At 75.4% G+C, this 13,458-nt stretch carries 13 protein-coding genes; 8 read left to right on the top strand and 5 right to left on the bottom strand.

The genetic code is table 11. The features are described from left to right. Positions 1 to 22 precede the first annotated feature (22 nt). Positions 23 to 775, bottom strand: a complete 753-nt coding sequence (locus J4557_RS31550; protein WP_208270405.1) for a spermidine synthase family protein — start codon at positions 773 to 775, stop codon at positions 23 to 25. Positions 776 to 883: 108 nt separating this feature from the next. Between J4557_RS31550 and J4557_RS31545 the strand changes: the two genes are divergently transcribed. Continuing rightward, entirely contained in the window at positions 884 to 1,744 is an 861-nt protein-coding gene (locus tag J4557_RS31545; RefSeq protein ID WP_208270404.1) for an SDR family NAD(P)-dependent oxidoreductase, read from the top strand. A 63-nt stretch (positions 1,745 to 1,807) separates the two neighbouring features. Here the strand turns inward: J4557_RS31545 and J4557_RS31540 are convergent, their stop codons facing one another. Continuing rightward, positions 1,808 to 2,569 (bottom strand): SDR family oxidoreductase, encoded by a 762-nt coding sequence (locus J4557_RS31540; protein ID WP_208270403.1) that lies wholly within the window; start codon positions 2,567 to 2,569, stop codon positions 1,808 to 1,810. 184 nt (positions 2,570 to 2,753) lie between these two features. Here J4557_RS31540 and J4557_RS31535 point away from each other — a divergent pair, with 184 nt between their 5' ends. From J4557_RS31535 to J4557_RS31525, 3 genes are all read left to right on the top strand, one after another. Then, positions 2,754 to 3,641, top strand: coding sequence for a helix-turn-helix transcriptional regulator (locus J4557_RS31535; RefSeq protein WP_208270402.1), 888 nt, complete (start codon positions 2,754 to 2,756; stop codon positions 3,639 to 3,641). Between the two features lie 104 nt (positions 3,642 to 3,745). Further along, positions 3,746 to 4,276 carry a GNAT family N-acetyltransferase gene (locus tag J4557_RS31530; RefSeq protein ID WP_208270401.1) on the top strand — a complete coding sequence of 177 codons (531 nt, stop codon included), beginning with the start codon at positions 3,746 to 3,748 and terminating at the stop codon, positions 4,274 to 4,276. 80 nt (positions 4,277 to 4,356) lie between these two features. Continuing rightward, positions 4,357 to 5,343: a S1C family serine protease gene (locus J4557_RS31525; RefSeq protein WP_208270400.1), complete on the top strand. Its 987-nt coding sequence runs from the start codon at positions 4,357 to 4,359 to the stop codon at positions 5,341 to 5,343. Between the two features lie 53 nt (positions 5,344 to 5,396). Here the strand turns inward: J4557_RS31525 and J4557_RS31520 are convergent, their stop codons facing one another. Continuing rightward, positions 5,397 to 6,434 carry a GlxA family transcriptional regulator gene (locus tag J4557_RS31520; RefSeq protein WP_243776634.1) on the bottom strand — a complete coding sequence of 346 codons (1,038 nt, stop codon included), beginning with the start codon at positions 6,432 to 6,434 and terminating at the stop codon, positions 5,397 to 5,399. A gap of 100 nt (positions 6,435 to 6,534) precedes the next feature. Here J4557_RS31520 and J4557_RS31515 point away from each other — a divergent pair, with 100 nt between their 5' ends. Beyond that, positions 6,535 to 7,299, top strand: a complete 765-nt coding sequence (locus J4557_RS31515; protein ID WP_208270399.1) for an NAD(P)H-dependent oxidoreductase — start codon at positions 6,535 to 6,537, stop codon at positions 7,297 to 7,299. A 43-nt stretch (positions 7,300 to 7,342) separates the two neighbouring features. On the opposite strand, the gene J4557_RS31510 is transcribed toward J4557_RS31515, so the two are convergent. Then, entirely contained in the window at positions 7,343 to 8,578 is a 1,236-nt protein-coding gene (locus J4557_RS31510) for an MFS transporter (protein WP_307800315.1), read from the bottom strand. Positions 8,579 to 8,830: 252 nt separating this feature from the next. Between J4557_RS31510 and J4557_RS31505 the strand changes: the two genes are divergently transcribed. Continuing rightward, positions 8,831 to 9,901: an ArsR/SmtB family transcription factor gene (locus tag J4557_RS31505; protein WP_208270397.1), complete on the top strand. Its 1,071-nt coding sequence runs from the start codon at positions 8,831 to 8,833 to the stop codon at positions 9,899 to 9,901. Between the two features lie 8 nt (positions 9,902 to 9,909). Next, complete coding sequence (locus J4557_RS31500) at positions 9,910 to 10,527, top strand: HAD family hydrolase (protein ID WP_208270396.1); 618 nt, start codon at positions 9,910 to 9,912, stop codon at positions 10,525 to 10,527. Positions 10,528 to 10,595: 68 nt separating this feature from the next. Here J4557_RS31500 and J4557_RS31495 read toward each other — a convergent pair whose 3' ends face one another. Then, positions 10,596 to 11,648 (bottom strand): Rv2578c family radical SAM protein, encoded by a 1,053-nt coding sequence (locus J4557_RS31495; protein WP_307800314.1) that lies wholly within the window; start codon positions 11,646 to 11,648, stop codon positions 10,596 to 10,598. A 179-nt stretch (positions 11,649 to 11,827) separates the two neighbouring features. On the opposite strand from J4557_RS31495, the gene J4557_RS31490 reads away from it, so the two are divergent. Further along, a complete protein-coding gene (locus J4557_RS31490; RefSeq protein ID WP_208270394.1) occupies positions 11,828 to 13,438 on the top strand; it encodes a glycoside hydrolase family 10-like protein in 1,611 nt (536 codons plus the stop codon). Positions 13,439 to 13,458: the final 20 nt, after the last annotated feature.

Raw genomic sequence — 13,458 nt, 5'->3', positions numbered from 1 at the left:
CCACCCCGGTCTTGTCCGCCGTCTACGGGTGCGGGCGGCGGGCCAGGTACACCATGTCCGGCTCGCCGCGCGGGACCGGCACCGGCAGCGCCTCCACCTCGGCGAACCGGGTCGCGAGCAGGTCCTGGAAGCCCGGCGCGGCGCCCGCGCTCCACACCGCCAGCACCCCGCGCGGGCTCAGCCGCGCGGCGAGCAGGTCCAGGCCGTCCGGGCCGTACAGGCGGGCGTTGCCGGGCGTGACCGTCCAGTCGGGGCCGTTGTCGATGTCCAGGCAGACCGCGTCGAACGCCACCCTGTCGGCCCCGTGCGCCCGGTCCGCGGGGCCGGCGGCGACGACGTCGAGGAGGTCGGCGCGCACGAGGGCGACGCGGGGGTCGTCGAGCCCGCCGCGCGACCACGGCCGCAGCGGCCCGTCGTGCCAGCCGACCACCGCCGGTTCCCGCTCCACCACCGTGACGTGCCCGACGGCCGGATGCGCCAGCGCCTCGGCCAGGGAGAACCCGACGCCGAGCCCGCCGATCAGCACCCGCACCGGCTCCCCGCCAGGCGTCACGCCCGGCCCGCCGCCCCCGGCCCCGTCCCGGTCGAGGGCGGCGTCGACGGCGGCGCGGACCAGCAGCCGCTCGGACTCGCCGTTGCGGGTGTCCATGAGGAACATCCCGTTGCTGATGATCTCGTAGTCGGCGCCCGCCCGGCGCAGCACCAGTTCCCCGCCGACGCCCGCGGCGCGCTCCACGACGACCGCCTCGGCCCGGCCTTCCCCGATCACGTCCATGGCCCCCGACCCTAACCACCCGGGGCCTTCCGGCGCGCCCGAGCGCGTGCGCAGGGGGGTGCGGCGGGGGCTGGGCGGGGGACGGGCGGGTCGGCTACGGTGCCGGGCATGCCCGACCCCTCCGCGCGTCCCCCCGCGCGTCCCCCCGCGCGCTCCGCGTATCCCTCCGCCCCGCCCGCGGTCCCCGGCGGCCCGCTGCTGCCCGGGCGCCGCATCCTGGTCATCGGCGCCGGGACCCGGCCCAGCGACGACCCGGACGCGCCCGTCGGCAACGGCCGCGCCATCGCCGTCACCGCCGCCCGCGAGGGCGCGCAGGTCGCCTGCGCCGACGTCGACGAGCACGCCGCCGGCGCGACCGCCGAGATGATCGCCGCCGAGGGCGGCCGCGCGCACGTGGTGATCGCCGACGTCACCGACCCCGAGTCCTGCGACCGTGTCGTCATGCGGGCGGCGGAGAAGCTCGGCGGCCTGGACGGGGTGGTGTTCAACCCCGGGATCGGCATCGGCTACGGGATGGCCGGCACCGGCCTGGCCGACTGGGACCGCGTCATGCAGGTGAACCTGCGCGCCCCGTTCCTGGTCGGCAAGGCGGCGCTGCCCGCCCTGGACGCCGGCGCCGCGATGGTGTTCATCGGGTCGCTGGCCGGCACCAAGCCCGGGTCGCGCTCCCCGTCCTACGACGCGTCCAAGGCCGGGCTGACCGGGCTGGTCCGGCACATCGCCGCCGAGGGCGCCGGGCGTGGGGTACGCGCCAACGTGGTCGCGCCCGGCCTCATCGACACCGTCATGGGACGCGACGCCTCCGGCGGCAACGCCGGCCGCGACCGCGTCGCCGCGCTGATCCCGATGCACCGCCAGGGCACGGCGTGGGAGGTCGCCGACGTCGTGGTGTTCCTGCTGTCGCACCGCGCCGCCTACGTCACCGGGCAGGTCGTGCACGTCGACGGCGGCCTGTCGACCCTGCGCTGACACCCGCCCGGCGTCCTCCCGGGAGCCGTCCCGGTGATGGTCGAGCGGGCGCGCTGGCCCGGGTCAGCGTTGGCGGCCGGGGAGCATGCTCAGGGCCTGGGAGCGCTGTGCGACGAGCTCGTCGTAGGTGCCGTCGCGCTCGGCCCAGCGGTGCATGAGGACGCCCTTCACCAGGATCTCGTGAGGGGTGGGATCCGCCGAGAGCAGTTGCATGACCTCGGCGGCGAAGTCGTCGAGCGGCAGCGCGTGCGGGTTCACCTTCTCCTGGCCCGCTGTGGCGACGGCCGGGGGGACGAGTTCGACGACGCCGACACCGGTGCCGTCGAGCTGCGCGCGCAGTGCCTCGGAGTAGGCGTGCACCGCGGCCTTCGAGGCGGCGTAGCTGGGCATGGGCGGGAACGGCAGGAAGGCGATGCCCGAGGTGACGGTGACGAAGGTGCCGGCGCCCCGCCCGACCAGGTGGGGGGTGAAGGCGTCGATGACCCGGACGGTGCCGACCAGGTTGGTGTCGATCGTCGTCTCCGCCGCCTCGAAGTGCGCGGGATCGCGCAGGTCCTCCAGGAGCATGACGCCCGACATGATCACCACGGTGTCCAGGTCCGGGTACCGGGCGAGCACGGCGTCACGGGCGGACGTGACGGAGGAACCGTCGGTGACGTCGACGGTGAACGCGCCGAAGCCTTCCTCGGCGAGTTCCGAGAGCGCCTCCGGGCTCCGGCCGCCGACGGCGACGGTGCTGCCCGCCGCGGCGAACCGGCGGGCCAGCTCCCGTCCGATGCCCGAGGTTCCGCCGACGATGAGGACGGTGCGGTTGGAGATGTCCACGAGTTCTTCCCTTCGGTCCGCCGACGGCGGTCAGGCCATCGGCGCGGACAGCGATGTCCTCTGTCCTTCTCAGCAGCGCTGTGACCGCAGTCTCGACGGGATCCTCCGAGTGTGTGAGGGCCCCCGTCTTCCCTGGTCCCGCCAGGGCCCCCTCCGAAACACGCGCACCGCATACGGTGAAGGCATGAAGGACGAGGAATCCGGCAACCGGCTCGGCGCCTACCTGCGCGCCCGGCGCGAGCTGGTCTCTCCTGCGCAGGCGGGCATCCCGTCCGGGGGCCACCGCCGCGTGCCCGGCCTGCGCCGTGAGGAGGTCGCCCTGCTCGCCGGGATCAGCCCCGACTACTACCTGCGCCTGGAACGGGGCCGTGACAAGAACCCCTCGCCGCAGGTCCTGGAATCACTCGCGCGGGTCCTGCAGCTCGACGACGTCGAGCGGACGTATCTGCTCGGCCTCACGGCGGCACGCCCGAGAGCGCCGCGCCGCAAGCGGCCCGAGCACGTGCCGGCGCGGGTGCACGAGCTGCTCGCCCACCTCCAGATCCCCGCGTTCGTCGAAGGGCGCGCGTTCGACGTCCTGGCCTCCAACCCGATGGCCGTCGCGCTCTCCCCCCGCCTGCGGCCCGGCCAGAACCGGCTGCGTTCGCTCCTCCTCGATCCCGAGGAGCGGGCCTTCCACCAGGACTGGGCCAAATCCACCGCCGACTTCGTCGCCGCCCTTCGCACCACCATCGGGGACGACACCGACGACCCCCGGTTCGTCGAACTCGTCGGCGAGCTCGCACTGTCCAGCCAGCGGTTCCGCACCCTGTGGGCCCGCCACGACGTCCGCGGTCTCGACGGAGGCACCACCACCGTCCACCACCCCGTCGTCGGTGACCTCCGCCTGCACCGCGACAAACTCCCCGTCGACGACGTCCTCCTCGTCGTCTACTACCCCGACAAGGGCAGCGACAGCGACGAGAAACTGCGGCTGCTCGCCGCGCTCTCCTGCGCCGAGCCCGCCGGCACCGCGCACGACGGTCGGGCGGACGACGGTCGGACGGACGACCCGCACCCGACGACACCCTGACGTCCTCGGCGCCGTATTGATCATCGACGGCCGCGCCGCGGGTTCGGTCAGGGGGCGGGCGGGCTGGGTCGCGCGGCGGGAGCGGGCGCCCTACGGTGACGGTCATGAACGATCATGTGGAGTTGCGGCCGGTCGCCGAGGCGGACCTGCCGGTGATCGAGCGGCTGCGCACCGACCCCGAGCTCGCCGGGCCGTTCCTGTGGGCGGGGTGGAGCGATCCGCACCGGTTCCGGCGCCGGTACGAGCAGGACGGGTTCCTGGGGGAGGAGATCGGCAACCTCGCCGTCGCGCGCGCCGAGGAGATCCTCGGGGTCGTGTCCTACCGCCGCGTCCCCACCGCCGGGTCGCTGTGGTGCTGGAGCATCGGGATCTCCCTGCTGCCCGCGGCGCGGGGGCGCGGCGCCGGGTCCCGCGCGCAGCGGCTGCTGGTGTCGTACCTGTTCGCGCACACCACCGCGCACCGCGTGCAGGCCGAGACCGAGGTCGACAACATCGCCGAGCAGCGCGCCCTGGAGAAGGCCGGTTTCACCCGCGAGGGCGTCATGCGCGGGTACAGCTTCCGCGACGGCCGGTACCGCGACGAGGTGCTCTACAGCGTCCTGCGCCCCGAGGTCCGCGGCACCGACGAGCCCTGACCGGCCCCGCCGTCCCGGGGGAACACTCCGCCACCTCCAGATGTTGCGCGGTAATGTTGTAATCATCTGGAGGTGCCGCGATGTCCCCCGAACCCCGCCAGAGCGCCCGCCCGCCCGATGACGACGGGCCCGCCGCGGACGCCCTGGACGCCTACTCCGCCGCCGTGTCCGCCGTCGCCCGCGAACTCACCCCCCGCGTCGCCGCGCTGCGCGTCCGCCACCGCCGCGGCGAGGGAGCCGGATCCGCCGTCGTGTTCACCGGCGACGGGTTCCTGCTCACCAACGCCCACGTCGTCGGCACCGCCGCCGGCGGGCAGGCCGCCTTCGCCGACGGCTCCACCGCCGACTTCACCGTCGTCGGCACCGACCCGCTGTCCGACCTCGCCGTCGTCCGCGCCGACGGCGACGTCCCCGGCCCTGCGACCCTCGGCGACAGCGACCGCCTCGTCGTCGGGCAGCTCGTCGTCGCCGTCGGCAACCCCCTCGGCCTGGCCGGCTCCGTCACCGCCGGCGTGGTGTCCGCGCTCGGCCGGTCCCTGCCCGCCCGCAGCGGCGGCACCGCCCGCGTCATCGAGGACGTCATCCAGACCGACGCCGCCCTCAACCCCGGCAACTCCGGCGGCGCCCTCGCCGACTCCCGCGGCCGCGTCGTCGGGATCAACACCGCCGTCGCCGGCGCCGGGCTCGGCCTCGCCGTCCCGATCAACACCACCACCCGCCGCATCATCGCCGCGCTGATGCGCGACGGCCGCGTCCGCCGCGCCTACCTCGGCCTGGTCGCCGCACCCGTCCCGGTCCCCGCGGCGCTGCGCGCCCGCACCGGGCAGGACGGGGCGCTGCGCGTCGCCGAGGTCGTCCCCGCCAGCCCCGCCGACCGCGCCGGGCTGCGCCGCGGCGACCTGGTCCTCACCGCCGGCGGGCAGCCGGTGTCGCACGCCCAGTCCCTGCAGCGGCTGATGTTCGCCGACGCCATCGGCCGGCCCCTGCCGATCACCGTCGTGCGCAACGGCGCCATGGTCGACGTCATCGCCGAACCCACCGAGCTCACCGACACCGAACCCGCCTGACCCCCTGCGCCAGCGTCCGCCGCCGATCCCGCAGGTCCTCGCAGGCGCGCCGGTCAACCCGCCGGGCGCCCCGCACCCGACCCGGAACCCGGCCCCGGGCCGGGGGCCGGGCCGGAACCGGAGCCGCGGAACGTCGCCCGGTACGCCGACGGCGACACCCCCACCGCGGCCTGCAGACGCGCCCGCAGCGACGCCGCCGTCCCCAGCCCCGACCGCTCCGCCACCCGCTCCACCGGCAGATCGGTCTCCTCCAGCAACTGCCGCGCCCGCTCCACCCGCTGCCGCGCCAGCCACACCGCCGGCGACACCCCCGCCTCCTGCCGGAACCGCCGCGTGAACGTCCGCACGCTCATCGACGCCCGCGCCGCCATCTCCGCCAGCGTCAGCGGCTCGTCCAGCCGCTCCAGCGCCCACTCCCGCGCCGGGCCCGTCGAGGCCTCCTGCGGCGCCGCCACCGGACGCGCGATGAACTGCGCCTGCCCGCCCTCCCGGTGCGGCGGCACCACCGTCCGGCGCGCGACGTCCCCCGCGACCGCCGCGCCGTGGTCCCGCCGGATCACGTGCAGGCACAGGTCGATGCCCGCCGCCTCGCCCGCCGAGGTCAGCACGTCCCCCTCGTCGGCGTACAGCACCGCCGGATCCAGGTCCACCGACGGGAACATCGCGGTGAACCGGTCCGCCGACAGCCAGTGCGTCGCCGCCCGCCGCCCCTCCAGCAGACCCGCCGCCGCCAGCACGAACGCGCCCGTGCAGATCGAGGCGACCCGCGCGCCCCGCCGGTGCGCCGCGACCAGCGCCGCCGGCACCGGCCCCGCCCCCGGGCACCGCTCGTCCAGCTCATGCGAGGCCGGCACCACCACCGTCCCCGCCCCCTCCAGCGCCTCCAGCCCGGCCGCCACGTGCACCTGGAAATCGGCGTCGGTGCGCACCGGCCCCGCCGCCACCCCGCACGACACCACCTCGTACAGCGGCTCCCCGGCCGCCGACCGCGCCCGCCCGAACAGCTGATGCACGATCCCCAGCTCCATCGGCAGCACACCGTCGCGCACCAGCACCACCACCCGATGCCGGCCGCCCGCACCCCCGCTCATGGCCCGATCCTTGCACATCATGGCCGACCGGCCACTCGTGACGGCCGCACGCCCCCGGCAGCATCGGACACAGGCCACCGACCGCCGAGGAGGACTCCCCATGAACGTCCTGTGGGTGTTCGCCCACCCCGAACCGCGCTCCCTCAACGGCGCCCTGCGCGACCACGGCACCGCCACCCTGCGGCGCCACGGCCACCGCGTCCGCCACTCCGACCTGTACGCGATGCGCTGGAACCCCGTCGCCGGACCCGCCGACGTCGCCCACGACCCCCGCGAACCCCTGCGCCTCGGACCCGCCACCGAGCACGCCCGCGCCACCGGCGCACTCGCCCCCGACATCCGCGCCGAACACGCCAAACTCGACTGGGCCGACACCCTCGTCCTGCAGTTCCCGCTGTGGTGGCACGGGATGCCCGCCATCCTCAAAGGCTGGTTCGACCGCGTGTTCGTCCAGGGCTACGCCTTCGGCGTCCACGACACCGACGGCCGTCCCCGCCGCTACGGCGACGGCGGCCTGACCGGGCACCGCGCCCTCGTCGTCACCACCGCCGGCGCCCGCGCCACCGGCCTCGGCCCCCGCGGCGTCCACGGCGACGCCGAGGACGTCCTGTTCCCCCTCCTGCACGGCACCCTGTTCTACAGCGGCATGGACGTCCTGCCGCCCCTGGTGATCACCGGCGCCGACCGCGCCGGACCCGCCGAGCACGCCCGCGCCGCCGCCCGCCTCGACCAGCGCCTCACCACCCTGCCCACCGCCGACCCCATCCCCTACCGGCCCGAACGCGGCGGCGGCTACGACGACGACCTGGTCCTGCGCCCCGACCTGGCCCCCGGACGCACCGACCTCGCCGTCCACCGCACCTGACCCGCGCACCCCACCCCGCGCACCCCACCCCGCGCACCCGACCTCACCGCGGCCGCGCCTCACCCGCCCGCGCCCGCGACAGAGCCGGCGCGGCGAGCGGCTCGGGCGGCTGGGGCGGCGCTGCGCGCGGACGGGAGCGCATCGCCGCCCCATGCCGCACCAGCGCCCCTACCGCCAGCACCGCCGCCAGCCCGCACACACCCGCCCACCCGAACCCCCCGTACACCCGGACCGCCAGCCACGACCCCGCCGCCCCGCCCAAATACCCGCACGTCATGTAGGCGGTGTTCACCCTGCTGCGCGCGTCCGCCCGCAACCCGTAATTGCGGACCTGATTGGCGACCATCCCCGACTGCATCGCCACGTCCAGCAGCAGCGACCCGGCCGCCAGCCCCGCCAGCCCCACCGCTCCGCCCACGCACCCCACCGCCAGCACACCCGCCGACACCACCACCCCCGCCATCGCCCACAGGTTCACCGCGTCCGCGCCCCTCCGGTCCGCCGCCCGGCCCGCCACCGGCGTGCACACCATCGTCGCCGCGTTCACCAGCGCCAACGCCCCCACCGCCGGCGCCCCCAACCCGTACCGGGGGCCCGCCAGCAGCAGCGCCACCCCCGTCCACACCGCCGAGAACGCCCCGAACACCGTCGCCTGGTAGAGACACGACCGCCGCAATTCCGGCTCCTCCCGCAAGAGCGCCAGCGGCTCCAGCAGCAACCGCCCGTACGGCTGCCCCGACGACGGCACCGTCACCGGCAGCGCGCGCGCCAGCACCACCGCGAGCACCAGCGCCAGCGCCGCCGCCACCAGATACGGCGACCGCCACCCCAGCCACTGCGCCAGCGGCCCGCCCAGCGTCCGCGACAGCAGCATCCCGCCCAGCGACCCGCTCAACATCACCCCGCTCACCCACCCGCGCCGCGACGCCGGGACCAGCCCCGCCGCCATCGGCCCCACCACCGGCGCGACCACCGTCGCCGCCCCCGCCGCCCCGCTCGCCGCCAGCAGCACACCCGCCCCCGGCGCGGCTCCCGCCACCGCCAGCGCCAACGCCGTCACCACCAGCAGCACCACGATCAGCCGCCGGTGCGCCACCCGGTCGCCCAGCGGCACCAGCAGGAAGATCCCCGCCGCGTACCCGAACTGCGCCGCCGACACCACGCCCGCAGCCGTCCCCGCACCCACCCCCAGCCCCGCCGCGACCGCCGGAGCCGCCGCCTGCGGGAAGTACACGTTCCCGACCGCGACCCCGCACGTCACCGCCAGCAACGCGATCACACCCCGGCCCGCCCCCGCCCCCGCCCCCGCCCCCGCCGCAGCCGTTGCCGCTGCCGCTGCCGATTTCGCGGTCGCGTTAGCGGTCGGCCCGCCGCCCGTGCCCCTGCCCGCCGTACCCTTACCTGCCGCGCCGGTGCCCGTCCCATCCGTGCCCGCCGCGTTCGTGCCCGCCGCGTTCGCTGCGCTCCTCGTCATGCCCACGAGTCGATCGCGGCGGCCCCGCCCGGCGGAAACGATGTAGCGTCACGCTTAATGATCCGTTTCGTGCTCGGCGTCGAGGACCTCGCCGACACCCGCTTCGCGCTGTCGCCCCTCGGCGAGACCATGGAGAGCCTGCGGGTCCTGCGGGACCCCGGCCGCTACGCGCTGCAGCTGCCCTGGCGGCGCGACGCCCTGCGGCGCCTCACCGGCGTCGACACCACGCTGCTGATGGCGCTGGTCGGCGACCGGCACGCCATCCCCGACCACCTCACCCCCCGGCCCGAGGCGTTCGCCTCCGCCTTCGACGACCAGCTCGCCGCCGCCCGCGCCGCCCCGCCCGCCCGGGTCCGCCGCGACCTGCTCGCCGTCCACGCCCCCGGGCCCCCGCCCGCCGCCCTCGCCGACGCCGCCGGCGACGACGCCCGCGTCGCCCGCCTCAACGACGCGATCTGCGACGAGCTGCGCCGCTACTGGCACATCGCCGTCCGGCCGCACTGGCCGCAGATCCGGCTCGTGCTGGAGGCCGACATGACTTACCGCGCCCGCCGCCTGGCCACCGGCGGCGCCCGCGCCCTGTTCGCCGGCATGCACCCCAACCTGCGCTGGGACGACGGCGTCCTGCACATCGACAAGATGATCGGGCGGCACACCGTGCACGCCGCCGGGCGCGGCCTGCTGCTGGTCCCCTCGGTGTTCGCGCACAAGCCCGCCCCGCCCGTCAGCCCCGACGAACCGCCCCTGCTCGTCTATCCCAGCCGCGGCGTCGCCACCCTGTGGCGCCCCGCACCCGCCGACACCACCACCCCCGGCACGGGCGGCGGCACGGGCGGCGGCGGTGACGCGCTGGCGGCGCTGCTCGGCGCGCCGCGCGCCCGGCTGCTGGGCATGCTCGGCGAACCCCTGCCCACCGTGGAGATCGCCCGCCGGCTGTCGGTCACCCCCAGCGCCGTCTCCCAGCACCTGAAGATCCTGCACGCCGCCGGGCTCGTCGCCCGCGCCCGCGACGGCCGCCACATGCTGTACCGGCGCAGCCCCCTCGGCGACCGCCTCACCGACCCGCACGCGGCCCGCGAAACCACCGCCGAACCCTCCACGTGTTCGAATAAACGTGATATTTGTTAGAAGCAGCGTTGAGCGAACACGATCAGGGGGCCGTCATGGAATGGGTCGTCATCGACTACGGCGAGGTCGTCTGCCACGCACCGCCCGAGGACGCCGCCGCCCGGCTCGCCGGCACCGTCGGCGGGGACCCCGCCGCGTTCTGGGACGCCTACTGGAACGGCCGCGACGCCTACGACCTCGGCACCGTCGACGCCGCCGGCTACTGGGGCGAGCTGTGCGGGCGCCTGGGCCGCGCCGCCACCCCCGCCCTGCTGGAGGTCCTGGTCCGCCTCGACCTGGAGATGTGGTCGCACCTCGACGAGGGCACCCTGCGGATCCTGCGCGACCTCGACGCCCGCCGCGTCCCCCTGGCGCTGCTGTCCAACGCGCCGCTGGAGATGGCCCGCCACATCGAGGCCGCGCCGTTCGCCGCGCTGTTCCGGCACCGCTTCTTCAGCGCCGACCTGCGGCTCGCCAAACCCGACCCCGCGATCTTCGCGCACGTCGCCGACCGCCTGGACGCCGCGCCCGCCGACCTCACCTTCGTCGACGACCGGGCCGTCAACGTCGAGGCGGCCCGTGCCGCCGGCCTGCGCGCGTTCCTGTTCACCGGCGCCGACCGCCTGCGCCGCGACCTGGCCCTCTGACCCGATCCCGTGACCGGCGCGGACAGTGCGGACGGGGCGGCCCGTGAGGGCGGCACGGGCCGTCGGGGTCACAGCAGCGGCAGCTGCTCCGCGGCCGGCGGCGGGGGAGCGGGGACGGGGCGGTGACCCGACGGGCCGCGGCGCCCCGCGCCCACCCCGTACCGGGCCGCCAGCTCCCGCACCCGCGCCGCGATCCGCCGCTGGTACCCCTCCGGCGCGTACGCGCCGGACCCGTACAGCCGCGCGTACGGGACGATCAGCTCCGGATGGTGCTCGCGCAGCCACGTGGTGAACCACTCGCGCGCGCCCGGACGCAGATGCAGCGTGATCGCCGACACCGACGTCGCGCCCGCCTCGGCGATCTGCCGCACCGCCGCCTCCAGCTGCGCCGGCGAGTCCGACAGGTAGGGGATCACCGGGCCCATCAGCACCGAGCAGCCGATCCCCGCCTCGTTCAGCCGCGCGCACACCTGCAGCCGCGTGCGCGGCGACGGGGTGCCCGGCTCCACCAGCCGCCACAGATCGGAGTCCACCGACCCGACCGACACCGCCGCGCCGACCCGCGTGCGCTCGGCCGCCTCCTGCAGCAGCGGCAGGTCCCGCAGGATCAGCGACCCCTTGGTGAGGATCGAGAACGGGTTCGCCGCGTCCCGCAGCGCCGCGAGGATCCCCGGCATCAGCCGGTAGCGGCCCTCGGCGCGCTGGTAGCAGTCGACGTTGGTGCCCATCGCGATGTGCTCGCCCCGCCACCGCGGCGCCGCCAGCTCCGCCCGCACCCGCTCGGCCGCGTTCACCTTCACCACGATCCGCGAGTCGAAGTCCGCACCCGCGTCCATCTCCAGGTACTCGTGGGTCTTGCGCGCGAAGCAGTACACGCACGCGTGGGTGCAGCCCCGGTAGGGGTTGATCGTCCAGCGGAACGGCATCCGGGACGCCTTCGGCACCGCGTTGACCACCGACCGGGCGTGGACCTCGTAGAAGGTCATCCCGCGGAACTCCGGCGTGTCGAACGTGCGCGCCACCGCCCGCCGCTCGATCAGCGGCACGGCCGCGCCGTCTCCGGCGGCGCCGTCCGCGCCGTCCGCGCCGTCTGCGGAAAGCCGCAGGTGATCCCAGCGCACACCCGCCCCCTCTCGAACACGTGAACGACATGATGGGACGGCCAGTATGGAACGCGTGTTCGAAGATCGCAACGAGGCGGACCCCGGTGGCGAAAGGGACGCGGCGGGACGGTGAGGCATCACACGGACATCGCCGTTCCGTCCGTACCACCGCAACGGATGCGTAACAATGGCTCGCTATGGCATGGCGAACGGGGACGCGGATCCGGGCGGCGGCGGCGGTGCTGGCGGCCGGCGCGGTGACGAGCACGGCGGGCTGCGGCGTGCCCGCCTTCGGCGGCGGCGACGACGGCGACCGCGCCGGGCCCGTCACCGCCGGCGCCAAGCCCGAATGCCCCAAGGTCGCCGCCCCCGACGGCGACGGCCCCTCCCGCCAGGTCCGCGGCATGTGGATCGCCACCGTCGGCAACACCGACTGGCCCACCGAGCCCGGCCGGTCCGCCGCCACCCAGAGGAAGCAGTTCACCCGCCTGCTCGACACCGCCAAGGCGATGAACATGAACGCGGTGTTCGTGCAGATCCGCCCCGACTCCGACGCCTTCTACCCCTCCCCGTACGAGCCGTGGTCGCAGTGGCTGACCGGCACCCAGGGCAAGAACCCCGGCTACGACGTCCTGGACTTCATGGTCAAGGAGGCGCACGCGCGGAACCTGGAGTTCCACGCCTGGTTCAACCCCTACCGCGTCAGCCGCCAGGACGACCTGAAGAAACTCGCCGCGAACAGCCCCGCCCGCCGCCACCCCGACTGGGTCCGCAAGTACGGCGGCGGACTGTGGTACGACCCCGGCCTGCCTCAGGTCCGCGACCTCGCGACCAAGGCCGTCCTGGACGTCGTCCACAAGTACGACGTCGACGCCGTCCACTTCGACGATTACTTCTACCCCTACCCCGAGGACGGCGACTTCCCCGACGCCGCCGCCTACAAGACCTACGGCAAGGGCCTGTCCAAGGCGAACTGGCGGCGCCGCAACGTCGACACCCTCGTCCAGACCCTCTCCCAGCAGATCCACCAGGCCAAACCCTGGGTCCGGTTCGGCATCAGCCCCTTCGGCGTCTGGCGCAACAAGACCAGCGACCCCGCCGGCTCGCCCACCAGCGCCCTGCAGAGCTACGACGACATCTACGCCGACACCCGCGGCTGGATCAAGAAGGGCTGGCTGGACTACGTCACCCCCCAGCTGTACTGGCCCATCGGCGACCCCCGCGCCGGCTACGCCGAACTCGTCGCCTGGTGGGCCGACCAGGTCAAGGGCACCGGCGTGCAGCTGACCATCGGCCAGGCCGGCTACCGCGTCGGCGAACCCGGCGCCTGGCGCAAGCCCGACGAGCTGTCGCGCCACCTCACCCTCAACCGCAAGTACCCGCAGGTCCGCGGCGACGTGTTCTTCAGCGCCGCCGACATCGCCGCCAACCGCCGCGGGTTCGCCGCCCGCATCCGCGACGACCACTACTCCCGCCCCGCCATCCCGCCCGCCGTCACCGGACGCGGCGGGCACGCCCCGCCCCCCGTCCAGGACACCCGCGCCGTCCCCGACGGCAAGGGCGTCAAGGTGCAGTGGCGGCCCTCCCAGGACGCGGTGTCCTACGCGGTGTACCGGGCCGACGGCAGGACCGCCGGATGCGCGCCCCTCGGCGACGCCCGCCTGATCGCCGACGTCCGCGGCGGCGGCGTCATCGACCCCTCCGCCAAGCCCGGCCGCGCCTACACCTACTACGTCACCGCGCTGGACCGCCTCCACCACGAGAGCGCCCCCGCGCGCGGCTCAACGGTTACCGCCGCCGAAGGATAATGATCATGCTCCGTGGGGAA

The organism is Actinomadura nitritigenes, assembly GCF_017573545.1.
Taxonomy (GTDB): domain Bacteria; phylum Actinomycetota; class Actinomycetes; order Streptosporangiales; family Streptosporangiaceae; genus Spirillospora; species Spirillospora nitritigenes.
This window is presented reverse-complemented; position numbering and strand designations above follow the sequence as displayed.

Coding starts and splice junctions, on each gene's coding strand:
- J4557_RS31505 (WP_208270397.1), top strand. CDS start 8,831: ATGATCCGTTTCGTGCTCGGCGTCGAGGACCTCGCCGACACCCGCTTC.
- J4557_RS31550 (WP_208270405.1), bottom strand. CDS start 775: ATGGACGTGATCGGGGAAGGCCGGGCCGAGGCGGTCGTCGTGGAGCGC.
- J4557_RS31515 (WP_208270399.1), top strand. CDS start 6,535: ATGAACGTCCTGTGGGTGTTCGCCCACCCCGAACCGCGCTCCCTCAAC.
- J4557_RS31545 (WP_208270404.1), top strand. CDS start 884: ATGCCCGACCCCTCCGCGCGTCCCCCCGCGCGTCCCCCCGCGCGCTCC.
- J4557_RS31490 (WP_208270394.1), top strand. CDS start 11,828: ATGGCATGGCGAACGGGGACGCGGATCCGGGCGGCGGCGGCGGTGCTG.
- J4557_RS31530 (WP_208270401.1), top strand. CDS start 3,746: ATGAACGATCATGTGGAGTTGCGGCCGGTCGCCGAGGCGGACCTGCCG.
- J4557_RS31535 (WP_208270402.1), top strand. CDS start 2,754: ATGAAGGACGAGGAATCCGGCAACCGGCTCGGCGCCTACCTGCGCGCC.
- J4557_RS31520 (WP_243776634.1), bottom strand. CDS start 6,434: ATGAGCGGGGGTGCGGGCGGCCGGCATCGGGTGGTGGTGCTGGTGCGC.
- J4557_RS31525 (WP_208270400.1), top strand. CDS start 4,357: ATGTCCCCCGAACCCCGCCAGAGCGCCCGCCCGCCCGATGACGACGGG.